Annotated in this window: 22 protein-coding genes, 1 tRNA gene and 2 rRNA genes; 7 read left to right on the top strand and 18 right to left on the bottom strand. The window is 62.0% G+C overall.

Annotated features, from left to right (window positions below; genetic code table 11):
- Positions 1–96 precede the first annotated feature (96 nt).
- The 6 genes from U3654_RS16325 (at position 97) to U3654_RS16300 (ending at position 6,611) form a co-directional block, all read left to right on the top strand.
- Positions 97–3,555: ribosomal RNA gene (locus U3654_RS16325) — 23S ribosomal RNA — on the top strand.
- An 88-nt stretch (positions 3,556–3,643) separates the two neighbouring features.
- A 5S ribosomal RNA gene (gene rrf / locus U3654_RS16320) occupies positions 3,644–3,758 on the top strand.
- 82 nt (positions 3,759–3,840) lie between these two features.
- A tRNA-Met gene (locus U3654_RS16315) sits at positions 3,841–3,917 on the top strand.
- Between the two features lie 229 nt (positions 3,918–4,146).
- On the top strand, positions 4,147–4,824 hold the full coding sequence (locus U3654_RS16310; protein WP_324752590.1) for an SOS response-associated peptidase: 678 nt from the start codon (positions 4,147–4,149) through the stop codon (positions 4,822–4,824).
- 84 nt (positions 4,825–4,908) lie between these two features.
- The gene (locus U3654_RS16305) at positions 4,909–5,343 is read left to right on the top strand and encodes a LexA family protein (protein ID WP_324752589.1); all 435 of its coding nucleotides are present in this window, start codon (positions 4,909–4,911) and stop codon (positions 5,341–5,343) included.
- Entirely contained in the window at positions 5,340–6,611 is a 1,272-nt protein-coding gene (locus U3654_RS16300) for a Y-family DNA polymerase (protein WP_324752588.1), read from the top strand. Before U3654_RS16305 ends, U3654_RS16300 begins: the two co-directional genes overlap by 4 nt.
- Before the next feature lie 203 nt (positions 6,612–6,814).
- On the opposite strand, the gene U3654_RS16295 is transcribed toward U3654_RS16300, so the two are convergent.
- Positions 6,815–7,603 carry a class II aldolase/adducin family protein gene (locus U3654_RS16295; RefSeq protein ID WP_255007545.1) on the bottom strand — a complete coding sequence of 263 codons (789 nt, stop codon included), beginning with the start codon at positions 7,601–7,603 and terminating at the stop codon, positions 6,815–6,817.
- A gap of 130 nt (positions 7,604–7,733) precedes the next feature.
- Here U3654_RS16295 and U3654_RS16290 point away from each other — a divergent pair, with 130 nt between their 5' ends.
- On the top strand, positions 7,734–8,636 hold the full coding sequence (locus tag U3654_RS16290) for a GlxA family transcriptional regulator (protein ID WP_324752587.1): 903 nt from the start codon (positions 7,734–7,736) through the stop codon (positions 8,634–8,636).
- A 418-nt stretch (positions 8,637–9,054) separates the two neighbouring features.
- Here the strand turns inward: U3654_RS16290 and U3654_RS16285 are convergent, their stop codons facing one another.
- The 17 genes from U3654_RS16285 to U3654_RS16205 form a co-directional block, all read right to left on the bottom strand.
- The gene (locus U3654_RS16285; protein ID WP_324752586.1) at positions 9,055–9,306 is read right to left on the bottom strand and encodes a hypothetical protein; all 252 of its coding nucleotides are present in this window, start codon (positions 9,304–9,306) and stop codon (positions 9,055–9,057) included.
- Positions 9,306–9,980 (bottom strand): YcbK family protein, encoded by a 675-nt coding sequence (locus tag U3654_RS16280; protein ID WP_324752585.1) that lies wholly within the window; start codon positions 9,978–9,980, stop codon positions 9,306–9,308. The genes U3654_RS16285 and U3654_RS16280 overlap by 1 nt, the downstream gene beginning before the upstream one ends.
- A gap of 159 nt (positions 9,981–10,139) precedes the next feature.
- On the bottom strand, positions 10,140–10,448 hold the full coding sequence (locus U3654_RS16275; protein WP_324752584.1) for a hypothetical protein: 309 nt from the start codon (positions 10,446–10,448) through the stop codon (positions 10,140–10,142).
- A gap of 36 nt (positions 10,449–10,484) precedes the next feature.
- A complete protein-coding gene (locus U3654_RS16270; protein WP_324752583.1) occupies positions 10,485–11,561 on the bottom strand; it encodes a DUF2793 domain-containing protein in 1,077 nt (358 codons plus the stop codon).
- Between the two features lie 10 nt (positions 11,562–11,571).
- Positions 11,572–15,558 (bottom strand): baseplate multidomain protein megatron, encoded by a 3,987-nt coding sequence (locus tag U3654_RS16265; protein ID WP_324752582.1) that lies wholly within the window; start codon positions 15,556–15,558, stop codon positions 11,572–11,574.
- A gap of 9 nt (positions 15,559–15,567) precedes the next feature.
- The gene (locus U3654_RS16260) at positions 15,568–16,011 is read right to left on the bottom strand and encodes an NlpC/P60 family protein (RefSeq protein ID WP_324752581.1); all 444 of its coding nucleotides are present in this window, start codon (positions 16,009–16,011) and stop codon (positions 15,568–15,570) included.
- Positions 16,011–16,895: a DUF2163 domain-containing protein gene (locus U3654_RS16255; RefSeq protein WP_324752580.1), complete on the bottom strand. Its 885-nt coding sequence runs from the start codon at positions 16,893–16,895 to the stop codon at positions 16,011–16,013. The genes U3654_RS16260 and U3654_RS16255 overlap by 1 nt, the downstream gene beginning before the upstream one ends.
- The gene (locus U3654_RS16250) at positions 16,892–17,518 is read right to left on the bottom strand and encodes a DUF2460 domain-containing protein (RefSeq protein ID WP_324752579.1); all 627 of its coding nucleotides are present in this window, start codon (positions 17,516–17,518) and stop codon (positions 16,892–16,894) included. The genes U3654_RS16255 and U3654_RS16250 overlap by 4 nt, the downstream gene beginning before the upstream one ends.
- Entirely contained in the window at positions 17,518–19,692 is a 2,175-nt protein-coding gene (locus U3654_RS16245; RefSeq protein WP_324752578.1) for a phage tail tape measure C-terminal domain-containing protein, read from the bottom strand. The genes U3654_RS16250 and U3654_RS16245 overlap by 1 nt, the downstream gene beginning before the upstream one ends.
- Positions 19,673–19,843 (bottom strand): DUF7697 family protein, encoded by a 171-nt coding sequence (locus tag U3654_RS16240; protein ID WP_324752577.1) that lies wholly within the window; start codon positions 19,841–19,843, stop codon positions 19,673–19,675. The genes U3654_RS16245 and U3654_RS16240 overlap by 20 nt, the downstream gene beginning before the upstream one ends.
- A gap of 68 nt (positions 19,844–19,911) precedes the next feature.
- Positions 19,912–20,349 carry a hypothetical protein gene (locus tag U3654_RS16235; RefSeq protein WP_324752576.1) on the bottom strand — a complete coding sequence of 146 codons (438 nt, stop codon included), beginning with the start codon at positions 20,347–20,349 and terminating at the stop codon, positions 19,912–19,914.
- Positions 20,349–21,287: a phage tail tube protein gene (locus tag U3654_RS16230; protein WP_324752575.1), complete on the bottom strand. Its 939-nt coding sequence runs from the start codon at positions 21,285–21,287 to the stop codon at positions 20,349–20,351. Before U3654_RS16230 ends, U3654_RS16235 begins: the two co-directional genes overlap by 1 nt.
- 24 nt (positions 21,288–21,311) lie before the next feature.
- On the bottom strand, positions 21,312–21,731 hold the full coding sequence (locus tag U3654_RS16225) for an acyl-CoA transferase (RefSeq protein ID WP_324752574.1): 420 nt from the start codon (positions 21,729–21,731) through the stop codon (positions 21,312–21,314).
- Positions 21,732–21,832: 101 nt separating this feature from the next.
- Positions 21,833–22,564, bottom strand: coding sequence for a class I SAM-dependent methyltransferase (locus tag U3654_RS16220; protein ID WP_324752573.1), 732 nt, complete (start codon positions 22,562–22,564; stop codon positions 21,833–21,835).
- Between the two features lie 254 nt (positions 22,565–22,818).
- Complete coding sequence (locus tag U3654_RS16215) at positions 22,819–23,454, bottom strand: DUF6441 family protein (protein WP_324752572.1); 636 nt, start codon at positions 23,452–23,454, stop codon at positions 22,819–22,821.
- Positions 23,451–23,765, bottom strand: coding sequence for a head-tail joining protein (locus tag U3654_RS16210; RefSeq protein WP_324752571.1), 315 nt, complete (start codon positions 23,763–23,765; stop codon positions 23,451–23,453). Before U3654_RS16210 ends, U3654_RS16215 begins: the two co-directional genes overlap by 4 nt.
- Before the next feature lie 10 nt (positions 23,766–23,775).
- Positions 23,776–24,798, bottom strand: coding sequence for a major capsid protein (locus U3654_RS16205; protein WP_324752570.1), 1,023 nt, complete (start codon positions 24,796–24,798; stop codon positions 23,776–23,778).
- Between the last annotated feature and the right edge of the window lie 13 nt (positions 24,799–24,811).

The raw sequence follows: 24,811 nt of genomic DNA, 5'->3' as shown, positions 1-24,811 counted from the left end.
GGAAACAAAGTATGACTTTTGTTCCAGAATAAAGGCCCCCTTTAGTTACCAGCTGGGGAGGCCGTGTCAGACGCAAGTCTGTCTTTTTCTGGATCAAATCAAGCGCGAAAAGGGCGTTTGGTGAATGCCTTGGCAGTAAGAGGCGATGAAGGACGTGATACTCTGCGATAAGTCATGGGGAGCTGAGAATAAGCTTTGATCCATGAATTTCCGAATGGGGCAACCCACCTGACAGTTTGTTATAATTGCTTTCGGGCAATTTATAGCGGGCTGAAACAGGTACTTATAGACTGAATACATAGGTTTATAAGAGCAAACCCGGGGAACTGAAACATCTAAGTACCCGGAGGAAAGGAAATCAATATGATACTCCCCTAGTAGCGGCGAGCGAACGGGGACCAGCCGAGCCATGAGTGCGAATAAAACGTGTTGGGAAGCACGGCCATAGAGGGTGATAGCCCCGTATATGAAGCATGATTGGACGTATTAAGTAGGGCGGAACACGTGAAATTCTGTCTGAAGATCGGAGGACCACCTTCGAAGGCTAAGTACTCCTTACTGACCGATAGTGAACCAGTACCGTGAGGGAAAGGTGAAAAGCACCCCGACGAGGGGAGTGAAACAGTACCTGAAACCGAACGCCTACAATCAGTCGGAGCTTGACTGGACTCTAATGACAATCTGCACCATTAAGTGTGCAAATTATAGCGACAAGGAAAACAAAATGTCGGATCTAGCCGTTGTTACGGATGGCACCTTCGCTGTTGTCGGCCTCGTTTTGGGGCTGATCAACATGGGCATAAATCATTGCCCGAACGAAGGCTGCTTGGCCAAGAATGAGCGCACGCCATATCTTGGACTATCCGTCGGTGACCTGGTGTTTCAAGAGAAACACGTTGGTGAGGAAATCTTCATCAGAAAACAAACAGGCATCGCACGCGGACCTTTCCAATTCACCTACGGTGTTTCTGTCACCGACGAGGGTGGCCTGTGGGTGGGAATGGGCAACACGACGACATACTCGACGCCGAATGATCGGTGGTACGCACAATTCCACGCAATGCCTGGGCTCTATGCCCGAGGTGGCGATGTGGCGCTGGGTGGACCCATTGAATTTCGTTCCGGTATCGAGCTGGGCTATCAAAACCGCGAAGGTGTTCGCATAGGTCTCGGCGCCGATCATAGATCGAACGCCGGCATCTACAGCAACAACCCCGGGGTCGAGACTGTTCATTTCCGCGTCTCAATACCGATGAAATGATTGTCATCAGTGTCCAGTCTTGTGACGGCGTACCTTTTGTATAATGGGTCATCGACTTGGTCTATCTAGCAAGCTTAAGCCGTTAGGTGTAGGCGCAGCGAAAGCGAGTCTTAATAGGGCGAATGAGTTAGATGGATCAGACCCGAAACCGAGTGATCTAGGCATGACCAGGCTGAAGGTTAGGTAACACTAACTGGAGGGCCGAACCCACACCTGTTGAAAAAGGTCGGGATGAGTTGTGCCTAGGGGTGAAAGGCCAATCAAACTCGGAGATAGCTGGTTCTCTGCGAAATCTATTTAGGTAGAGCGTCATCCGAATACCCTCGGGGGTAGAGCACTGGATGGGTAATGGGGCCTCACCGGCTTACTGATCCTAACCAAACTCCGAATACCGAGGAGTACTAGATGGCAGACAGACTGCGAATGCTAACGTCCGTAGTCGAGAGGGAAACAACCCTAACCTACAGCTAAGGCCCCTAATTCATGGCTAAGTGGGAAAGCAGGTGGGACGACCAAAACAACCAGGAGGTTGGCTTAGAAGCAGCCATCCTTTAAAGATAGCGTAACAGCTCACTGGTCTAAATAAGTTGTCCTGCGGCGAAGATGTAACGGGGCTCAAGCCATGAGCCGAAGCTTAGGATGCCGTAAGGCATGGTAGCAGAGCGTAGTGTGACATAGTTCCATGTCTCTTCAGCAGGCCCAGACTCTTCGGAGTTATGGCTGTTTTGGAGACGCGGAGCTTTCGATGAAGCGGGCGCGTGAGCGATCCCGTGGAGAGATCACTAGTGAGAATGATGACATGAGTAGCGACAAACAGTGTGAGAGACACTGTCGCCGAAAGTCCAAGGGTTCCTGCTTAAAGCTAATCTGAGCAGGGTAAGCCGACCCCTAAGGCGAGGCCGAAAGGCGTAGTCGATGGGAACCAGGTTAATATTCCTGGGCCAGATGGAAGTGACGGATCGTGAAGGTTGTTCACCCTTATTGGATTGGGTGGGCCGCTAATCGGTTCCTGGAAATAGCTCCATCGCTAGATCGTACCCTAAACCGACACAGGTGGACTGGTAGAGAATACCAAGGCGCTTGAGAGAACCACATTTAAGGAACTCGGCAAAATACCTCCGTAAGTTCGCGAGAAGGAGGCCCGGTTTTTACGCAAGTAGAGGCCGGGGGCACAAACCAGGGGGTGGCGACTGTTTACTAAAAACACAGGGCTCTGCGAAGTCGTAAGACGACGTATAGGGTCTGACGCCTGCCCGGTGCCTGAAGGTTAAAAGGAGGGGTGAGAGCTCTGAATTGAAGCCCAGGTAAACGGCGGCCGTAACTATAACGGTCCTAAGGTAGCGAAATTCCTTGTCGGGTAAGTTCCGACCTGCACGAATGGCGTAACGACTTCCCCGCTGTCTCAAATGTGGACTCAGCGAAATTGAATTGCCTGTCAAGATGCAGGCTTCCCGCGGTTAGACGGAAAGACCCCGTGCACCTTTACTACAGCTTCGCACTGGCATCAGGATTGTGATGTGCAGAATAGGTGGTAGACTTTGAAGCAGGATCGCCAGATTCTGTGGAGTCATCTTTGAGATACCACTCTTCGCACTCTTGATGTCTAACCGCGGTCCGTTATCCGGATCCGGGACCCTGCGTGGCGGGTAGTTTGACTGGGGCGGTCGCCTCCTAAATCGTAACGGAGGCGCGCGAAGGTTGGCTCAGACCGGTCGGAAATCGGTCGTTGAGTGCAATGGCAAAAGCCAGCCTGACTGCGAGACTGACAAGTCGAGCAGAGACGAAAGTCGGTCATAGTGATCCGGTGGTCCCAAGTGGGAGGGCCATCGCTCAACGGATAAAAGGTACGCCGGGGATAACAGGCTGATACTGCCCAAGAGTCCATATCGACGGCAGTGTTTGGCACCTCGATGTCGGCTCATCTCATCCTGGGGCTGGAGCAGGTCCCAAGGGTACGGCTGTTCGCCGTTTAAAGAGGTACGTGAGCTGGGTTTAGAACGTCGTGAGACAGTTCGGTCCCTATCTGCCGTGGGTGTAGGATACTTGAGAGGAGTTGCCCCTAGTACGAGAGGACCGGGGTGAACGTTCCACTGGTGGACCTGTTGTTGCGCCAGCAGCAGTGCAGGGTAGCTATGAACGGACAGGATAACCGCTGAAGGCATCTAAGCGGGAAGCCCCCCTCAAAACAAGGTATCCCTGAGAGCCGTGGTAGACCACCACGTCGATAGGCCGGAGATGTAAGCGCTGTAAGGCGTTCAGTTGACCGGTACTAATTGCTCGATAGGCTTGATTTGATCCAGTAGAAGTCAGACTTCTGCGGATTTAAGTCATACACACCAACTACACAGTAACTTGACTTGGAACACTGAGGATCTTTCTCGGTTTGGTGATCATAGCGCGAGCAAAACACCCGGTCCCATCCCGAACCCGGCCGTTAAGTGCCGTTGCGCCCATGGTACTGCGTCTTAAGACGTGGGAGAGTAGGTCGTCGCCAAACCTAGTAAGATCCTTAGTTAATGTATCTCTCTTTCGATGCTGTCTCACCTGACCTAATATTGTCCTGTGAGGCGCTATATTGGCGCGGGATGGAGCAGCCCGGTAGCTCGTCAGGCTCATAACCTGAAGGTCGTAGGTTCAAATCCTACTCCCGCAACCAAATTAATAAACGATATCAAATGCTTAAAGCCCGACCTAATCAGTCGGGCTTTCGCTTGTGCGCTCTACATCAACGCCACATCAACACCGGACCAGAAAAACCGCACCAGCGTGCATAAGCGGGCAGCGACAGGCCACCGCGTGCAAAGAAACGCGACTCGCTGATATTCAAGCAAGGCGGGTGCACGTTGTCTCGTGACGATCCCCCAATAATCGAGTTACGATTTGCCATGTGCAATCTTTACTCAAACACCATGCCGGTTGCCGCCATGCGCCAGCTGTTCGCAGTTGATGCGAGCAACGATCAGCTCGGCAATGCGGAGCCGTTGCCTGCGATCTTCCCGAAGGGGACCGCCCCTGTTGTTGCGCTGACCGACGATGGTCAGCGCGCCCTCTGGAACACGCATTGGGGACTTGTGCTGCCCCAGGTCTCAAAAAAGACCGGCAAGCCGATCCAACCGAAGGCGGTGAACAACGCCCGTGACGACAAGCTCCGAACGTCGCCCTTCTGGAAGACCAGCTTTGTCGAACGCCGGTGCCTGATCCCGGCGACGAGCTTCTGCGAGGCCAAGGGTCGCAACCCGGCCACCTATGTCTGGTTTGGCGTGACAGGCGAGGGCAACCGGCCGCCCTTCGCCTTTGCCGGTGTCTGGCGCGCATTCAGCGGCAATTACGGCGGTGAGCACCGCGAGATGGTCACCTCGTCGATGGTGACGACAACGCCGAATGAGCTGGTGCGAGATACCCACCCGGACCGGATGCCTGTGATCCTGCATCCGGAAGACTACGAGGAGTGGCTGACAGGTCGGCCGGAACCAGCCTTTGCTCTGTTACGGCCATTTCCGGCTGAATCCATGGTCATTCATCAAAGCGGCGAAGGCCTGAAATCCGACAAGGGCGGTCTGTAATTTCGGTCGAGAAATCCGATCGGTCTTGACACGCGGGGGCTCTATCGCAGATGGAGAACAAAAGAAGAACTCGTAAGGATTCCCATGCCGCTGCACCGCGTCGAACAGCCTGTCATCGCCAACGGATCCCCGATGCGCCTTATCAGCACGCCGGTCAGTGCCGGGTTCCCGTCGCCTGCCGGGGATGATCTGGAAGATGAGATCGACCCGATGGCCTGGGTGGTGCGGCATCCGGCCTCGACCTTCTGGTGGCGCGTCGAAGGCGATTGCCTGTGGGACGTGGGCATCCGGGACGGCGACATCATTGCGGTGGACCGCGCTGGGAAACGGCGCGTCGGGCGCGCGGTCCTGGCCGTGGTGGAAGGGGCGGTGACGGCGAAGATCCTGCGAAAGCGTGAGGGCAGATATTACCTCGCTCCGGCCAACAGCCGCGAACACTTTCCGGACATTGGGTTGACGGAAGACAGCGAGATATGGGGCGTGATCGCAGGAGTCGTGCGCCGCTATGATCTGGCATGAAGCGGCCTATCGCGATCAGTGACAGCGCAAACTTCTATGTGAGCGCCGAGCGAATCTTTGATCCGACCCTGAAAAACGTGCCGGTCATCGTCCTGTCGAACAATGATGGTTGCGCCGTGGCGCGCAGTGATGAGGCAAAGGCGCTCGGGATCAGGATGGGACAGCCGCTGCATCTGATCCGCGACAAGGTTGAGGCGCATGGGGTGCGCGTGTTCAGTTCGAACTATACGCTCTACGGGGATATTTCCCGGCGGGTGGTCGAGGTCTATGAAGACTTCACACCGAATGTGGAAATCTACTCGATAGATGAGTGCTTTCTCGACTTTTCCGGCTTTAAGGACCGCACGGCCCACGCCCGTGCTATGCGCGCGGCGGTGCTGCGGCGCATTGGCGTGCCGGTCCGTGTCGGGATCGCGCCAACGAAGACACTGGCGAAATGTGCGAACGACATTGCCAAGAGGAACCCGATCTTCGCAGGCGTCCTGGACATGATGGATGACGCCGTGGCTGACTGGTTGTTGCCCAAGGTGCCGGTGGGCGACCTCTGGGGTGTCGGGCGTCAGACAGAGAAAAAGTTGCACGGCGTCGGCATCCGCACCGCGGCTGAGTTGCGCGACATGCCTCTCAGGCAAGCCCGCAGCCTCGGCACGGTTGTTCTCGAACGCACCGTGCTGGAACTGCAGGGGGAGCCATGCCTATCCTTCGATGAGGTGGAGCCACAGCGCAAAGGCATGGCCGTCACCCGCTCGGCCGGAACGCCAATGACAGACTTCGACACGCTGTTTCAGGCGCTCACCGCCCATGCGACCCGCGCGGCTGAAAAGCTGCGGCAACATGGCCTGGTTGCCGGAACGCTGACGGTATTTTTCCACACCAACCGGCACCGAATGGATCGGCCGCAATATGCAGGATCCCGCTCGACCCGCCTAACGCCGATGTCCTCGGACACGTTTCATCTGGTCGATGCGGCGCGGCGATGCGCGCAGGCCGCGTGGCCGAAAGACCAAAGCAGAGCCTTCGGCTTCACCAAGGCGGGGGTTCTGCTGGACGATCTCCTGCGACTTGAGGACCGGCCATTGACGCTGTTCGATGCGCAGAACCCAAAATCCCAGGCGCTAATGACCGCGCTCGATCAGGTGAATCAGCGCTTCGGGAAGAAGACGATGGTACTGGCAAGTGAGGGGATGAAACGTTCATGGAAGCTGCGTTCTGACCATAGAAGCCCTCGCTATACCACGCGGCTTTCCGATCTGCCGGTGGTTCGGTAAATAGCGGTCAGCGCATCACAGCATGCTCCCTTCCCGATGCGTTGATAGTCGCGTTCTGCAGCTGATGCAAAAACCTTCGCGAGGATCGCTTTGAGCCTAAATTTACCTTAGCCGCGCAGAGCTTGAGCGTTCGCCATCATTCAGCAAACCAACGAGACGAAGGCACGCCAAAGCGCCCCCTGTTCAATTGGGCCGCCCCGCCGTTAGATTGTATAATGAGGAGCTTCGACATCCAGCCTGCGCCGAATGGCAAGCCACTCCAACTCACCTTCGTACCCGTACCAGTCGCTGACGGCCATGTCGGACAGGTGGCGCTGAATTTCCCTTTCAGGGATGGCGCGGATGGTAGCACCCCCAGCAGCTGACATTTGCACTTCAAGCTGCACAGCACAGGCCTGATCAAGGTAGAAGGATCGGAAGAAGGCTTCGCCCGCCGTCGCTCCAAACACAAAGGCCCCATGCCAGGCTTCGATGATGGCTTTCTTGCCCATTCCGGCGTTAAGAAGCCCTGACAGAAAGTCATCCGTGCATTCGAACTCGTAATCAGTATACCCGATCACGTCACCGCCGCCGATCATGAGGTACGCTTGGCTGAGCGGCTGGAGCCCCTCTTTCTGGGCCGAAACTCCCATGATCGCCTTTGTGTGAATATGCATGATGCAATTCATCTCGGGGTTGGCTTCGAAGAAAAGCTTCCCGATTTCAGTTGCCGATGGATTGGGCGCACCGTTCTCGGGGTTATGATTGGTGCGATCAAAGCCCACCTTGATCAGATTTGAAGCCGTGACCTCCTCATGCATCCAGCCATAGTGGTGCGTCAGAAGCGCTTCTTCGCCTGGCACGCGCAGGGCGTGCCATTGGTTGGTCGTATCCGTCAAACGGTACTTCACAAGAGCGTTGTAAATCGCCGCAAGCTCGCAGCGCGCTTGCCACTCGGCGTCACTGCAATTGGCTGGTCGCTGCCCATTGGGCTGTGGGGTCTGAATGTTCATGGTCGCACTCCTTGTGTTCTTGCACAGAATAGCATCGCGCGCGCGGTAGATTTGACTTGAAACGCCCTTGATTGTGCCGAAAACTCCCCTTGTGCCGCATGTGTCTTTTGTCCTTTTCCCGGAATTCCAAATGCTGGCCTATGTGCTCGCAACGGAAACCCTGCGCGTTGCCAACAAATGCCTGGGGCAAACGCGGCTTACCTGGCAAACCCGCACAGCCACTAACGCCTCCATTCACGCATCGAACGGAGCCTTGATCACCCCCGATACCCTTGAGTGGACCGATACGCCCAAAGCCGACTTGATCTTGTTCTGTGCTGGCTATCGGCCACTGGATCACCTCACCGCGCGCGTCCGTGCCTATTCGTCCCGTGCAGCAACAAAAACATGCGTCATCGGCGGTGTGGACACCGGAACTGTGATTCTTGCCGAACTGGGGTTGCTGAATGGCCATCGAGCTGTTTTGCATTACGAGGCGGAAGCCGCTTTCCGCGAGCGATGGCCGGAAATTGCGGTTACAAATCAGATATACTGCCTCGACAATCAGCGACTGACCGCAGCCGGAGGCACGGCCACCGGAGACGCGATCTTGGCATGGATTGCGCGGGATGTGGACGCACCCCTCGCCGAAGCGGCATCGACAAGCATAATCCATGGCCGACCGAGAAGCAGCGACACGCCACAACGCAGTTTCATTGGCAATGACCCGCTGCTGATGAGAATGCACCACCTTATGATGGAGAACATGTCACAGCCGATTTCAATACGGGAGATATGTCGTGAATTGGGTCAGTCTGCAAAGCAGTTGCGGCGACGTTGCATGGTGGCCTACGACCAGACACCTTCGTCATACTACCGCAAAATTCGGCTGGACGTTGCCCATAACATGTTGGCCAATTCTTTGATGCGCGTGAGCGAGATTGCGATCAAATGCGGATTTGAATCCGTGTCCAGTTTCTCGCGCGCCTGTCGCACCCAGTTTGGTTGCCCACCCAGCCAGATTAGAGCGCAGAACTCAAGGACGCGACAATGAGCGCCCGACTTCGTCCGCCCTGCAGACCTCGGTGTTGGCGCAGCGAAGTTCGATCGCAGGATACTCAAGCACCACCGTCGATCTGCCAGAGGTGCACAATTGTGCCCTTTTTGGCGCGCGATAGAGGACGAGGTCGCATGCCATCATGTCCGCGCAGCGACTCGCTGCCGTTCTTTGAAACCGTGAATCCGTGAAACCGGCCGGGCGTGACATTGCGGTCGAGGCGTCAGGCGCTTCCCGCTGGGCACTTGCCCGGCCCGGTCTTCACCCGCACGCCCGCGCCTGGTCGCGCAGGACGGCGTAATCGCTGAGCATCCGCACGACGACCGCTCCCTCCGGCAGGGCGGCCACCTCGGCTGCAGCGCGCAATTGGTCGGCGGCACTGTAGGGCACCACGGGCGGACATGGCGCGCGCATGTCAGAACTCCCTGTCGCGCAGGCGCTGAGCCAAAGCGTCGCGATCCCGAGGACGGCGGCTGGAGGCCTCGAGCATCTGGCGCTGAATCTCATGGGTTGTCTCCGATGTTTGCAAACGTTCCGCCAATCGCCCAGCGCGTTCACCGGCGCGGCGCAGGTTCAGCAGGAACATGGCGATGGTGGTGGCGGCCAGAAGCAGGCCCAGCGCCTTTCGCGCCGGACCGCTGGCCAGGATTGCGGTGATGAAGTCCATCACCTCTGGCCTCGCTTCCAGTCGTCGACTCTCGCGTGGATGGCAACGGCGATGCCAATCAGCGCCACAGCAATGAACACCCAGCGCAAGGTGTCGAGGTAGGGCACCAGCGGCAGGATGGCGGATTGGGTCTCGGCCAAGACGTCCTGTGCCACCTCGACCCCTGCTGCGCCGACGGTCGCCACCCCCGCCGCGCCGCCGCCCTTCAGGGTGCGGCTGTCGGCCAATACCTCACGCGCGGGCGACGCCTCCGCCACGAAGGGCGTGGGGCGTGCGAGGAACGGTTCGCCCCAGGACCGCGCGGGACCGAGGTCGATGTGCATGAAGCCCGAGCGGGGATAGGTGCCGAAGCCCAGAAACCCCACAGCACGAGCGGCCTCGGCGAATGTTGCCGGATCATGGTTCGACATGGCGATATCAAACGCTGTCCCGAGCATGTGCTTGGAAGCAGGTGCTCCGCCCACGGCGCGGTTGTGAGCCGGGCTACGGTAGGCCGAGCGCACGATCAGCGGCTTTCCGAAGCGGTTGCGCAAGGTCTGCAGGGTGTCCATCGCCTCGGTGTTGATCTTGATCGCACCGGTGCCGCGGCAAGCGATCTCGGCGGGCGAAAAGCTCGGCCAGCGCCAGGCGCTCTCAGGCACGTCGCGGAAATGGGCATAGGTCGTGGTTGGCATATTGGGTCTCCAGAAATGCTTTTCCGGCCCCTCGCGGAGGCTCGGTGCGTTCGTCGCTCGGAAAGGTCCACTGGACCTTCCCGTCTGCCTGTCAGGCAGAGCACGGCTCACCCCGCCTCTGGGGCGGGTCGGTGGCAGGTTTGTCGGTGTGGTCGTCGGTCAGTCACTGCGGTCGCGCTGAAACGCCTCGAACATCAGGTTCCGCATGGCGCGGATGTCGGTCTCGATCCGCTCCAGCCGGTCGGCGTCGCCCTTTCGGTCCTCAGCGCGCTGGCGGTCGACGCGGTCGCGCTCGGCCAGAAGCTCGCGGTCCAGCCGGGATAGCATCGCGTCATTGGTAAACGCCCTGCGCGAGACGGCGGCCAGCAGGGCGATGGTCCCGCCGATCAGCGCCGTGATGGCTGCGGTGATGCCGTGGTCGCGCAAGGCCGCTGCGACTTCTTGCGCGAGGGAGTTCCGTTCTGTCATGGTGATTTCCTTAGATGAGCAATCCTCTCGCGCCGCTCAGCCGATCTTGCAGCCCCAGAAGGACGTGTGCTCGGCCGCGAAATACCCATCCTGCGCCCGGAAATAGCCCTGCAACTCCACGGTGTCGCCCGCGACGAGCGGCACCATGGTTTGCAGCCAGATTGCGGTGGCCAGCGAGACATGGGTGGCGGAACTCTCGCCGAAGGAGCCCCGGATTTCGGTGCTGCCGTTCAGCACCAGCCGCCCGCGCATGCGGGCCGAGCTGCTGGAATTGACCTTGTAGAGCAGCGTCGCCCCAAAGAGGTAGGTTCCGTCCACCGGCGCGGTGAAGAGGCTGGTCCCAGCATCGAAAGCCCCCTGATCGTTATAGTCGGTGGTGTTGAGGCCGATCTTTGTCCAGGTCCCGACGCCGACATAGTTGTCGTAGTTGGTGTAAGCCTTGAAGCGCGGCAGCTGAGGCTGATCGACAATGCCGCTCGTGTTGTCGACTCTCACCCCGTCGAAGAACGTGCTGCCGTCGGCCGAAACCGCGAGCCGGAACTTGTCAGACCCGAACAGCCCCAGAAGCGCCTTGGTCACGAACCCGCTCTGCAGTGTCAGACCGAGATCATCGCCCGCAGCCTCCTTGTTCATGGTATAGAACAGATCACCGGTGCCGCCTTCGACCACGGTCTTCGCGGTCCAAAGCGCGGCGTTCAGCTTGGCCGAGAACGGGTTGGCGGGATCTGCGATGGTGCCCACGCCCAGCAGCGCGAGATTCTGCAGGGACCCAGGCATGGTTCCGACCCATTCGGAGCCGTCGTAAACGAGCAGCACGCCCTCGTCTTCGACCCATGCCCGCCAGCCTGCGCGGGGCGGCAGGCGCTGCCAGGCACCATCGGTGAAAATCGCCACGTTCAGGTCCCAGCCCGCCCAGTCGCCGGTGCCGCCGCTGGCGACGATATACCGGTCGCCATCGGCGGGCGAACCGGGCGGCGCAGTCAAATCGCGATCGAGGACGGAAAGCTGCACGAGCCCGTCAAGAAGCCGGAGCGCCTCGTTGTGGGTGACATGCTTCTGGGCCTGCGCCGCCATGATGTAAGGGAGAGCCAGGTTGGTCGTGGTGACGGACATGGTGGTCCTTTCAGAATGTTAGTGTGACGGTCTTGGCCGCGCCCCGCCCGATCAGGGCGGAGAGCTGACAGATGCGGATGTCGAGCGAGTCGCCGGGCCCGAGCGGCGCGCCCCAATCCGCCGTTTGCTCGGCGGCTGGGTAGACCGCGCTGGTCGTGGAGGTGGTCAGCGTACGTTTGATCTCAGCGCCGTCGAGGACGTCCACCTCATAAGCCTCGCTTTCTTCCACCAATGGCACCTCGACCGCGCCCCAGCTGTCAGCCGAAAGCGCGCGAGACCGCCGCGTCCAGTGGATGGTGAGATCGCCTGGTGCGCGCGGCCTGCGCCACGGCTGCTCGACATGGGCAACCGAGAACGGTCGGAGCCCAGCGCCTTCGGGCGTGAAGTTTGCGGCGATAAAGGTCTCGTCGCTGACGGGGTGCGCGGCCGGGCCGATGCGCCAGTTCCATGGCAGCCCGAGATCGGCTTCGGTGATTGGCAGCGAGGCAAGGCTTGCGTCCAGCATCACAATTCGCGCGCCTACCGGAGCCGGGTTGCCCATCGCGTCCTCGGTGCCGCGCTGGCCCCGCAGCAGGCGGGTCAGCCGATACCGGCCGCGCGCCAGCAGCTCAGCCGCGCCCGCTTGCACAATCTCCCAGACGCCTGGCGCGCTCTCGATGGCCAGCGCATTGGCGCCACCGAACAGGGTCAGGTCGGTGACGCTTTCGAGCGTGCCGGAAAGCAGATCGACCACCAATTCATTGCCGAGATCAAACCGTGATGTGGGACCGGAATAGAAGTCCGAGACCAGAGCGCCCATTCTTGCCCGGCCGCCAAAAGTGGTCAGCAGCTCGAACCCATCCATCGAGGGGCTGCGAAACACCGCCATCTCACCCGGCCAGGGAACCGCATGCGCTGCGGCCATCGGTCTGTGGGCGGCCTGATCCTCGGTGAGTTGCGGCAGGTCCATCAACACGACCTCGGGCGCGCCGAACACGACGGGGCTCAAGAGCGACGACGGACGTGGCGATCCGGGCGGCATATCGTAGGCAGCGCGGTCCTGATGCACCGCCTCTATGCCCCGCGCCTCGGCGTCGGCAATGGAAACGAGCCGCAGTTCCATCTGCCGCCCGTCGTGTTGCAGCGTCACGACATCCGCTGGATCAAGACCCAGCCGCGAGGGAGGCAAGCGAAACGCTGCCGTTTCACGCCCGGTCCAGGCTTCCATCAGTGCGCGGCGACAGCGGCGCTCGGCCTCCTCTGGCGGCACCGCCATGGGAAAACTCTCCGAGGCGATCCGGGTGGTGTCCACGGTGATGCGGCGCGCCTCGACAAGGGCGGCATCATAATCCTCATCCGCGCGCGCCACCTGCCATTTCAGGGCCTGTGGTAATTCTGTCTCCTGGCCGCGCGTCAGTTCCAGCACATCGCCCTCGCGGCCACCGCTCCCCGCGTTCGGGGCGACCAGATCGTCGTGCGTCACGCTGGCCACGGCCGCGCGCCCGCGCATGACAAACCGGATCATGCCCTCGGTCTCAACCGCGTCGAACCCGAAGTGGCGCGACAGCGTGGTGATCGAAGCGCGAGGGCTTTCGAGCGCGCCGATCGCATAGCCCTCGACCGCGCCCCAGAGGCCGCTGACATCGAGCCGGGCTTCCGGCATACCCGCCCGCAGGCAGAGGTGCCGTACAAGTGCCGCCAGTGAGACCGCACCCAGCCGCCCGGTCAGCCAGTGACCGAGCCGCCAGTTCGGCCCATCGGCCCATACATCGGTGAGTTCTGGAAAGAATGGATAAGGCCGCGCGTCCCAGGTCCAGGCTGCACATTCCGGCACATTCACCATCCGGTCGCCATAGACAGACGAGGTTGGATTATTGGCCGAAGTGCCCCAGTACAGGTAGGAGGCCTCAAAATAGGCGCGCTGAATCGCGTCATCCCGCCAGCCCCGCGAGAAATGCGGCGTGACACTCTCCGACGACTTCGGGTCGAAGAACACGTTTGGCTGGTTCGTGCCGCGGTCAATGGCGGGGCATCCAAGCTCGGTGAACCAGATCGGCTTCGACTGTGGCACCCATGCCGTCGGGCTACCGCTCTCCACCCCACCCGGGCGGTTGTAATGTGCGTTCGACCACCAAGCGCGCAGATCCTTGGTGCGAAAAACCCACGGCTTGCTCGCGGACCCATCGGTGATCGGCGTGCGGACCTGTGCCGCGCGATCAGTCTCGGAACCGTAGAACCACTCAAACCCTTCGCCACCTGCGATATTTGCCTGCAGGTAGGACCGGTCATAAATCGCGGGCCAGCCTTCGGCCGCATCTGCATGACCGAACCCGTCGCGCCAATCCGAGAGCGGCATGTAATTGTCGATGCCGATGAAATCGATCTCCGGATCGGCCCAGAGTGGATCGAGGTGGAAATACACATCACCGCTGCCGTCGCCCGGCTGATGCCCGAAATATTCCGACCAGTCGGCGGCGTAGCCAATCTTGGTACTTGTGCCGAGGATCGCCCGCACATCCACCGCCAGGGCGCGCAATGCCTGCACCGCGGGATAGGTCGCCGCGCCGGAACGGATCGTCGTGAGCCCACGCATCTCTGAGCCGATCAGGAAGGCATCGACCCCGCCCGCGACAGCGCATAAATGGGCATAGTGCAGTACCATGCGGCGCAGGCCCCAGTCACTAGGCGGTCCGGTCCACCTAACGGTCTCGCCGGAAACGGCAAAGTCTGACGGGCTGGCGCTGCCAAAAAGCGCCGCGACCTGCGTTGCGGCCGTGGCGGTCTTGTCTGCAGTGCCTGCATAGCCCGCCGCAGGCGAACAGGTGATCCGCCCGCGCCAGGGGAAAGCAGGCTGGCCCGTCCCGGCCGCGTAGTCGGAATATGGGTTCGGCAGGGTATTGCCGTGCGGCACATCCATCATCAGGAACGGATAGAAGGTGACGCGCAGGCTTCGGTCTTTCATCTCGCGAATGGCCTGGACCACGGTGAAATCCGCCGGGGTACCACCGAAATTCGCCCGGTTCTGATCGTCGCGACTGACCAGATGCGCGGCAGAGCGGATCACGCCATTTACCGACCATGCGGCTGGCGTGGTGTTTTTGGCGGCCAGTTCGACCTTGGGCCGGACCTGACAATGCCCGGCACGCAGATCATCGCCGAACCAGGATACCACGAGGCTGACGCTCTCAACCTTCGGCGCGGACGCCTGCAGCCGGTCCAGCGCCACCACCATGTCTGGCACATCGGCCCGGGCATTCAGGTTCTCGGCCTGCGTTGCTCCGCTGCCGCCCTTGCGGATTGCGCCCGTGGCATAGGCGAACTCGCCGGAGGCCGGGATCATGGTGATCGCGCGGGTCAGACCTTCGGTGGTGTCGGGATCGGCCAGAGGACGGAACACCTCGAAGGAAAGCTGCGGCAGACGGTTTCCGAAATTGCCAAGCGCCAGATCTTCGAAGACGACATAGGCGGTGCCGCGATAGGCTGGCGCGTTGCCAGCGCCCATCTTTGCAGCGATGAACGGATCAGGCGATTGCGCCTCAATGCCGGGATACCAGCGCCAGGTCACACCGGACAGATCCATCGGCTTGCCGTCGGCCCAGACGCGGCCGATGCCGGTGATCGGCCCCTCGCAGAGCGCGACCGCGAAGCTGGCAAAATAGAGATACTCGGTCGTCTTGACCTTGCCGCCACCCCCGCCGCCCTTGCCCCCGCCTTGCGTGGTGGTCTTGGTCTCTTCTCGGAAATCCGTGGCCCAGATGATATTGCCGCCGATCCGCATGCGGCCATAGAGGCGCGGAATCACGGCTCCTTCGGTGGCCGAGGTGATGCGCAGATTGTCCAGCCGCGCCCCTTCGATCCGTTGCGTCGGCGCGAGCGACGAGACGATCCAATTGTCAACCACCGACCCGATGGTGGAGCCGATGTAGCCACCGATCGTGACGGCGCTGACGCCAAGAATCCCTCCGCCGATGCTGCCGCCAATGGCGGCCCCAGCGGCCCCAAGAACGAGTGTGGCCATGTCGAAATCTCAGCGCTGGGGAAACAGGAAAGCGAAGGCGATGCGCCGTCGCCAGGATAGGGTGAGTGGTTCCTCGATCACACCGAGCCGCTCATATGCGTGGAGGAAGCTGCCCGGACCCATGAGAATCCCGACATGCTTGGCGATGGCGCGCGGCTTCATGCGAAACAGGACCAGCGCACCGGGGGCAGCCTTAGAAGCTGCGACCTCGAACATCATCCGTCGCGCACCATCGGCCAGAACCTCGCGCGGTCCGGTCTCACCCCAATCCCGGCTATAAGGTGGAATCGGGAACGGCTCTGAGCCTACGGTTTCACGCCAGACCCCGCGCGCCAGCCCGAGGCAGTCGCAGCCAACGCCGCGAAGGCTGGCCTGATCGTGATACGGCGTGCCGAGCCAGGAGCGTGCGACGGCAATAACGCGCGCGGGGTCGGCTGATGCGAGAGGTTGCATCACAGCACCGTCCCTTCATGCCCGCCATCCTTTGTGGCGTATCGTAGCACCGCATCCTGGCCGGGGATGTGTGGGAAGCCGCGAAAGTTGACGGTATTTGCAAACTTCGCGGCGCAGGTCTCGATGCGCTTGTCGCAGCCCGCGCGGATGGTGAACGTATCAGCCTCGGTGATGGCGCGTACGGGCGCTTCCAGCAGCGTCAGCACCGCGATGCCGTCCGGAACGTCATGCGCGATGATTTCAGCCAGTCGCCCGGCATTTGTGCCGGTTGTCCATTCGACCGTGCCGAAGGTGAACCAGCCGGAGGAGAAACCACCGAGCCCTGAGGCGGTGAAGGCGCGGTCGCGCAGGAGATCGATGATGGTGCCATTACCCTTGAAAGCCGGATCCTCGAGATCGACCCCGCAGCGCGCATCCCCAAGTGCCGCATCGCAGGTCGCCTGAAACGTTCGTCCCACCGTCTGGCCGAGGACATGAGCCAGCGAGCGCACTTCGGCCACGAAGGCCAACCGCCCGCGCCGGATCTGACCGATGGCACCCCGGCGCATGAGCACGCGCTGGGCCGTGTCGGCCCAGTTCACGCGCCAAACCTCGACTTTTGCATTGTCCCAGCGGCCATCGACAATGTCGCTTTCTGAAATCCGGTCCGAGGTCAGCACACCTTCTGCGTCCTGCGCATCGACCGAGAGATCGGAGCCGGAGCGCACCTCGGAGGCCGTCAGCCCGCTCTCCGGCTCAAAGCTGGTGCCATCGAAGCTCAGCGTCACGTCATGATCGGTGAAGCCGAATCTCACGCCGTCTGCGCGCGCAATCCGCCAGCACCAGGACAGCGTCGTCGTGCCCTCGTCGAGATGGGCCTGCAGGTCAGGGGTGATGTTTTTCATCGGCGGAGTTCCAGAAGTGGGATTGAGGTGATCGAGCCAAGTCGCTCAATGTCGTGCGTCACATCGAGGGCGTCGCTATCAAAGCGGACCGGCACGTCGAATTCGAAGCCCGCCGTGATCGCGACGCCAGCGCCCGGCGCGGAGCTAAAGGTGACGAGGCCAGTGGTCGTATCGACCGACCAGCCGGAGGGCTGCTCCACCCCCGCGAAGGCCACGCGCACGCTGCCCGCCACCGGTTTGGCGATGGTCCGCGTCCAGGATTGTGCGCCGGAGGTGTAGCGCTTCACCAGCTGGTACGCCGTGATCGCGCCATCGCCTGTGCCAATGGCCTGATCGGTCGGCGATGGTGTGCCCGAAGGCAGGCAGGACTTGTGATCGCCCCAGTCCTTGAACCGAAAGCCATGCAGGCGGCCGTTCCGCGCCTCGAAAAATGCCACGACCGCCGCCAGATCATCAGCGCGGCGGATGCCGTAAGCCACATCGTAGCGGCGGCGCGAATTGGCCCAACTGGCGTTGCGCTCCTCGTCACCGGACGCCAATTCGACGATTTGCGTGCGCCGTTCGGGGCCGCCGCGTGCGCCCCGGCTGATATCGTCGGGAAACCGGACCTCATGAAACGCCATCACATGCCTCTTCTGCCCAGCGAGACCGCGCGGGCGATGTCGGCCGCGACTTGCGTGCGGGATTGCCGGAAGCTCTCGGCATCGCGAGCCATGATGGTAACGTTCACGTTGCCGCCAGTGCCGTAGGACTGCGCCTCGCGGCGTGACAGCACCCGCTCGCCACGTTGCAGGATCGCGGGGACCTCGTCATGCCGCAGACCGGCAATGCCGCCGGAATGCATCCGGGGTGCGGCCGCAAACGCCATCGCAGGCACCATCCGCGATGAACCGCCGGATCCGACGATGCCGCCCGCATGCAGGATGTTTGCGAAAATTCCGCCAGCCCCACCAACGCCGCCGAGTGCGCCGGAGAGCGCGTTGGCGATCGGCCCGAGGATGAACTTGCGCGCCCCGAGCTTCGCCAGATCGGCAATCAGCGAGGTCACCAGATCGCCAAACTTCAGCTTTCCGGTCTTCACGAACTCGCCCACGGCGTTCTCGGCCGACTGGAACGCGCTGACGAGGCTCTGGCCAATGTCCCCGCCAATATCGCGCGCTTTGCTGGCATAGTCCGACAGCGCGGTCGTGACCGCCTGCCAGCCCGAAACGGCGGCTTCGGTTTCCGGTGCGGCCGCAGCAGCGGCAGCCCCAGCCGCCGCACCGGCATCCGTCGCCGCCCGCCCGGCATCTCCAAGCGTCGCCTCGAACCGCTCCGCCGCTGCGGTGGCTTCATCCAGCGCATCACTGCCGGTATCGTCTCCGCTCGACATGGCGTCGCCCAGTGCCTGCAAAGCCGGGCCGACCCCGTCAAACGCCCCGGCGCGGGTTGCAGCGGCGCGCTCGCGGTAACGGTCAGCCCTGTGCCCGGCGTTGTTGGCGGCGTGTTCCAGCATCGAGGCATAGGACATGGCGCCAAACCAGTCGATCCGGCTGTCGACACCGATCTCCTCGGCCACGGCATTGAAGGTCGGGCCGATCTTCCCGAGAAACTCTGCCCATTTGGTCGACAGGAACGCCATCAACCGGGTCCAGATGCGCTCAATATCCGCGCCCATTGCCCGAAAATCATCGGCGAACGATCCTGCAGTGGCGGTGACGCCGTCCCAGACAGCCTTGGCGACATCGCCCATCAGCCCCATGGCGGCGCCAAAGCCACCGGCCCCGGACACCAGTTTGGTGAACTGATAGACCAACTCACCCGCGCCGACGATCAGCGCGCCGATGCCGGTGCGGATCAGTGCTCCGCGCACGACGACCAGTGCCGTGGCGAGCCCGCGCACCGAGAGCGCGGCGGCGGCCATCGCGGCGACCCAGCGTCCTGCGAGAAACCCCGCAAAGGTCGCAGCGTAGGTGGTGAGGCGGCCGATGTTGTCGAACAGGCCCCGAATGGCGATCCCGAGCGGCCCGGTGCGGCTCGCGATTGCCGCCATGGCGTCAGCAACGGCTTCCAGCGCAGGCGCGGCAGCGACGGCCAGCTGGTTCGATAGCCCGCGCCAGATCAACCCGAGGCGGGAAATCGCGTCATTGGTGCGTTCGATCTGGTCGGCGTCCTGCTCTGAGACGACGACACCGAAAGCCAGAACATCCTCTGTCGCCTGGCGCAGCGTGGCCGTGTCGATACGCGACATGGCGATGGAGCCTTCCTCGCCGAAAAGCTGGCCCGCGACCGCCGCGCGCTCAGCGGCGGGCACGAAGCTTTCGATGGCAGCATTGATCGCGCCGACACGCTGGTCGAGCGGCAGGGCGATCAGCTCAGTGGCCGAGAGCCCGAGCCGGTCCAGCGCATCAGCGGCCGGACCGCTCCCCGCAGCCGCCTGGCTGAGGCGGCGTGTCAGGTCCTTTGTCGCCTGCTCGATGCCCGAGATGGAGGCGCCCGCGAGTTCACCCGCCCTCTCGAGGGTCTGGATCGAGGCGACGGTGGTGCCGAGCGATTGCGCCAGCTTGGCCTGCGCATCGACGGTCTGCAGCCCGGATCGCACCATCGCAACGCCAGCAGCAGCGGCGGCGGCCACGGCGGCGGCCGCAGCGACTTTAACCCGGCGTGAGAAAGCCGCCATCCGGGCATTCGCTGCTTCCATCTCCCGGCTGAGACGCCCGAAACCGCGCGAACCGGCCTCGCCGACACCTTCCAGCTCGGCACGCACCTGTCTTCCGCCGACCGCTGCAAGGCGGACGCTAACCCGTTTTTCCGCCATGGGATTGCTCCATCTGTTCGTTAAGTTTTGCCACCATCACCGCCTCGATGACGGGCAGCAGTTCGGCCATGGCCGGAGGCGGGATGCCCAGCGCGTCACCAAGCGCGAGCGCCGCGTTCAGATCCCAGCCGATCACCGCGCCCGGCAGCACGCGCAGCTGACCGCCGAGGCGTCCGACGAGGTCCCAGACCTGCCAACCGTCATGCGTGAGTGGCGGGTTCAGCCGCGCAGGGCAGTCTTCGCAGGTCGCTTCGCACGCTTGACAGTAGCGCGCGCCCCCGCCGAAGGACCACTCGGCGAGGACGCGGAGACGTTTTTTTCCTGTTCCAAGAGCAGACCTTTCGACACGTAGGTCAGCTGGAAAGCCTCGAAGATCGGCCAGATGTCGAGCAGCGCGTCGATGGCCTCGGGGCTGGGGTCGATGGGATTGTCGTCCGCATCGCCGATGCCCTCCCAGGTGAGCACCGCCCGCCGGGCCAGTGCCTTGGCGAAGGCGACGGCGCGTTCTTCGTCGGACGCGTCCTCGGGGACCGCCTCGACGGCCGCATCGCTACGGGTTGCCACCATCAGCGCGGTGGTCAGGGGGCGCAGCTGCACCCGCACGCCGGGCGCAAGGTCATGCCAGCGCGGCTGGTTCGTCAGATCGAGCGTGAGCATCAGTATACCTCAATGTCATTGATCAGGGTTGCGGTGCACATCCGACCGACCACGCTGTCACGCGCGGCCTGCCAGTCGAAGGTGGCCTGGACGCCCTGCGGGCCGGAAATCTCGATCCGTGGGCGCGGCAGGTAAACGGCGTGCACGGTGAAGGTGAAGCTCTCACCCGAGGGCAGCACATAGGCAAACTCCAGCTCGCAGGGATCACCGTTGATCGCCTGTGTTACCAGCGTCTGATCGGCGAACCGGACTTCAATGGAGCCGGTCAGAGCCGCAATGGACGGGTCAGCGCCGTCGATGCGGCCGTCCGAGCGGATGGTTTCGATCCGGTCGAGATTGTTGGCGTAGGTGATATCGGCCGAGACGACATTACCGAGGGCCGAGCCATTGCGGGTGATCGCCCCGTTGAAATGACCGAAGCGCTGCAATTGGAGCGCTGCGGGTGTCCCGGCGCTGGTGGTCGTGCCGACCGTCTCGCCCTGCGCCACCAGCCGCGCCGTTGCGGTCAGTAGGCCAGATCTCTGCATCTGCCAGTTGATCTGGTCGACCACACAGCCGGAATACATCGCAAATCGCGGCACCTCGGGCATGCCGGTCTCGATGGACATGCTGGGCAGCGTCCAGGCACCGGACTGAAACTCATGTGTCCAGGGGCTGGAACCTGTCGTGGTCGGATCATCGAACGCCGCCTTCAGCCAGAACCCGAAGGCTTCCGCGTCGAGCGGCACGACGACGTCGCCATCCGCCGTCACTGCGTCCTTGATCGGCGCCAGTGGATCGCGACCGTAGCCCAGCAGTTCCGAGTTCAGCAGCGGTTGCTCCGCCCCCAGCGAGGTGCTGGCGAAGGGCATCTTGGTGAAACCGCCCACCGGGGGGGTTCCATAGGTCGTCTCGAACGCAAGCGCCATCTGCGCCCGCGCCCCTTGGGCTCGTGCCATTGTGTTCTCCTCGGGTTGTCGGGATCAGGCCAGCGGATCGGCCGTTGAATAGTGCAGGACGACCGGGATGACGGCCGCCTTTAGGCTCGCCGCGCCCTCGACCGGCAGATCGACCGGCCGCGGCGCTTCCGCTTCGACCCAAGCGCAGAGCCCGCCCAGCGTGCGGTCGGCGGCGAGCGCCGCGCCAATGCTGGCGGTCAGCGTGTCGAAGGCGGCGTCACGGTCGGTGCCCTGCACAACCGACTCTATCTCTGCCCGGTGCTGGAAGTGGTAGGCTAGCGGCGACAGCGTCACCTCGGGTTCGCCCGGCTCTCCATCGCGCAGGATCAGCACGCCCGCAGCAGGGATGCGCTCGGGCAAAACCTCGCCACGCAGAGCGGTGGCGGGCAGCGCCGAGAGCCGCGCGTGCAGCGCGGTGAGGATGGTTTCGCGGAGGGTGGGCATATATTTTCGCTATATTGAAAGTTCAGAGAAGTCCGCTTGAAGCCCCTTCAAGTCATTCGATAGCCCGTCGCCCAGATTAGAAGGCTGGGCGACGGAGGGAGTCAGCGCTTCTGCGCCGAAACCAGCAACATCATCGGCCGCTCCAGTTCTTCAGACAGTTCCGGTATCTCCGCGATCTGTTCTGGCATGGGCGCAAACTCTTCCATCCAGTGCAACTCGAACCCCGCGCCGATCAGCGTGTTGATCGTGGTTGCCAAGGTTCGATGGTGCTTCAGCACACCTTTGGCGAACCAGTCAGTGCGGCGTTCGCCCTCAATAGAATAGCCATTGACCGGCCAAGTCTTCCGTCCGTCTTCGTCCAGCGTCCAACGCGGATGGGCCGCTGCCATGAAGATCGGATGCTCGATGGTGAAAACCAGATCTCCACCGGGTGCCAGCGCCGCGTGAATCATGCGGATCAGTCGCTCGAAATCCCGCACATAATGGAAGGTCAGCGCGCTGTAGACCAGATCGAAGGCCGCCTCAGGCAGTTCAAGAGTTTCCAGATCGGCAATCCGGTATTCGATCCCGGCATCCTCCGTGTCGGTTCTCGCACGTTCGATCATATTCTGTGACAGATCGAGGCCGAGAACCGAGGACGCCCCCTGGTCGCGGAACCAGCGTGTGGCCCATCCGAAGCCGCAACCCAAGTCGGCCAGGCGCCGACCGGTCAATTCAGGTAATAAGGCCCGGATAGCTGGCCATTCCGGCGCACCGTCCAGCCCTTCCACCTGTCGGGGAAGCTGGCTGTAGCCAGCGAAGAAGTCGGGATTGTCGTAGATATTCTGTGCCATGTTTGTCTCCAGAGAAAAGGGAGGACGAGGCACGTTTTCCACGCCAAACAGCCTCGTCCGAACGGGCGAGGCCGAGGCTGGCAATCAGCGTGGTCAGTTCGCGTGATCGGCATCCCGGCATCCCGCCAAGGGGATACCGGCAAACCGGGCGACAATGTGGATGTCCTTCTCAACCATGCTGGCTATATCGGCCAGGATGCCGAAAATGTCAAAGTCTATGCTTTTTTAAGGGCCCACTCCGTCCCGCAGAGCCGTCATTGACTGAAGCGCCCGTCCACCCAATTCGCCACGATCAACTCCGGCACGCTGTCCAGCGCCCGTTCTGCATCCCGGTCGAGGTTCAGCCGCTTCGGCAACTTCACCTGCGGTACCAGCAGGAAGATCGGCGCGGTGACCTTGCCGCGCCCGGTTTTGGAACGAGACACTACCGCCTGACCCTTGGTGTTCAGTCGTCCCTCGGCCACCAGCAGGCTCGGGCCCGTCCGGCGATAGACGAAGCGAAGGCGCAGACCGCGACGCCGTTCCCATTCGCCGGGCGTGATCCGGCCGCCGCGCGTGGATTTGCCCGCCGCAGGCAGCGGGATCGCAAGCCAGAATCCGTCCTTCGAGCGGATCAGCGGGCCAGTGTCGTGCGCCCCGATGATCACTGGGACTTTGGACCAGACCAGTGCGGCGGCATCGAGGCTTTCGCCCGCCCGCGGGAAGTTTTGGCTGCGGATCGAGTTGGCGAGCCGTCGTCCGAGCCCTGCGCTAGTGATTTGCCCGCGCCAGTCGGATTTCAGCCCGGTCCCGGCCTCGCGCATGGCAGCAGATACCGCGCGTTCTCCCGCCTTAACCTCGGCGGCCATCATCGCGACGAGATCGGGATCAATATCGAGCTTCAGCTTCATGATGGCCGCAGATCCAACGTCCAGATCAGGCGGTCGCTGTCGCGCACAGGTTCTCCCTGGATCGTAAAGCTGTCAGTGCCGATGACGATCAGATCGCCGGTGCGCGGATCGGCCAGGTCGCAGACGCGAACATCCAGCACCATCGTATCACTCATGAGCCGCGCAGCGCCAAACTCGGTGATACGATCCGGAGCGCGACGGATCACCCGGATGGAACTTTCTTCCGACGTGGTGCCCGAGATCCACAATGCGACCACCGCCATGGACGGGTTGGCGAAGATCCGGTCCATAGCGGCGGCAAAGACATTCATGACGCGCCGGTCAGTTTGAGGTGTGCAGGCGGATCGCGATGCGCGGCCGTTTGTTTACCGGCAGGATCGAGGCCTCCGTCATCAGATCAATCCAGCGGCCTTTCTCGTCGAGATGCTGGCGGGCGTAGAGCGGCAGGCCCATGGTATTGGCCGCTTCCAGCAGGTTGGCCGGGCCGCCATAGGTGGTGAAGGTATCCATCGTGCCAAGCGGGAACGCGATGCCTTCGCTGGCAGGCACCAGCCGTTCGCTGGCGTTGGTTGAAAGCGTCACGGTGCCGGAATACTCCTCGAACACGATGCCCGCGAAGGGAAAGCTGCGGCGCGTATCCTCGCGCAGCGGCTGCGCCCCGGTGGCCGCATAGAACTTGTAGGCCTCCTCGGTCTTCGGGTGCGCGATCAGCTTGTCGAAGAACTCGCGGCTGACGAGGGCATGGACCGAGGACATTGCCTCGCCCAGCAAGTTGTCCTCGACCGCGCGCAACACTTCGCGAACCTTGCCCTGCACATTCGTACCCGCAGTGCCGAGGAGGAAGTCCACCGAGAACTGCGCGAGGCCGAACTCGGTGAAGTAATTGTAAAGCGTCGTGCCCGCGCCGTCCTTGACGATGCCGCGCAGGGCATTCATCTCCATGTATTCGCGGGTCTGGGCGTGCTTGCGGCGCATCAGCATCAGCTTGCGGTTCATCACCTCGACCAGCGGATCGGCTGCATCGAAGGTGCCCAGCGCGGGGCTTCCCTGGACGTCGCCCGGCAGGATCACGTCGTCATGCGGGATCCACGGCAGGGCAAAGCTGCGCATGGCCCGACCTTCGCGGGTGCCGACAGTGGCGGGACCGCCGAGGGGGACCGAGGGCAGCAGGTTCAGCACCCCCTCGTATTGCTCGATGATCACCGAACGCTGGCTGACCCCTTCGAAGCGGAAGAGGCCGATCTGGCCAAGGCGGGTGTAGAGGTTGGGCAGGATATTGATGGCCTGCGTCATCTCGGCCAGCGAATAGCCGCCAGCGTCAAAGGGATTGCGGACAAGGGTCATAGGGTGCTCCGGG

This window comes from Roseovarius sp. Pro17 (assembly GCF_035599575.1).
Taxonomy (GTDB): domain Bacteria; phylum Pseudomonadota; class Alphaproteobacteria; order Rhodobacterales; family Rhodobacteraceae; genus Roseovarius.
This window is presented reverse-complemented; position numbering and strand designations above follow the sequence as displayed.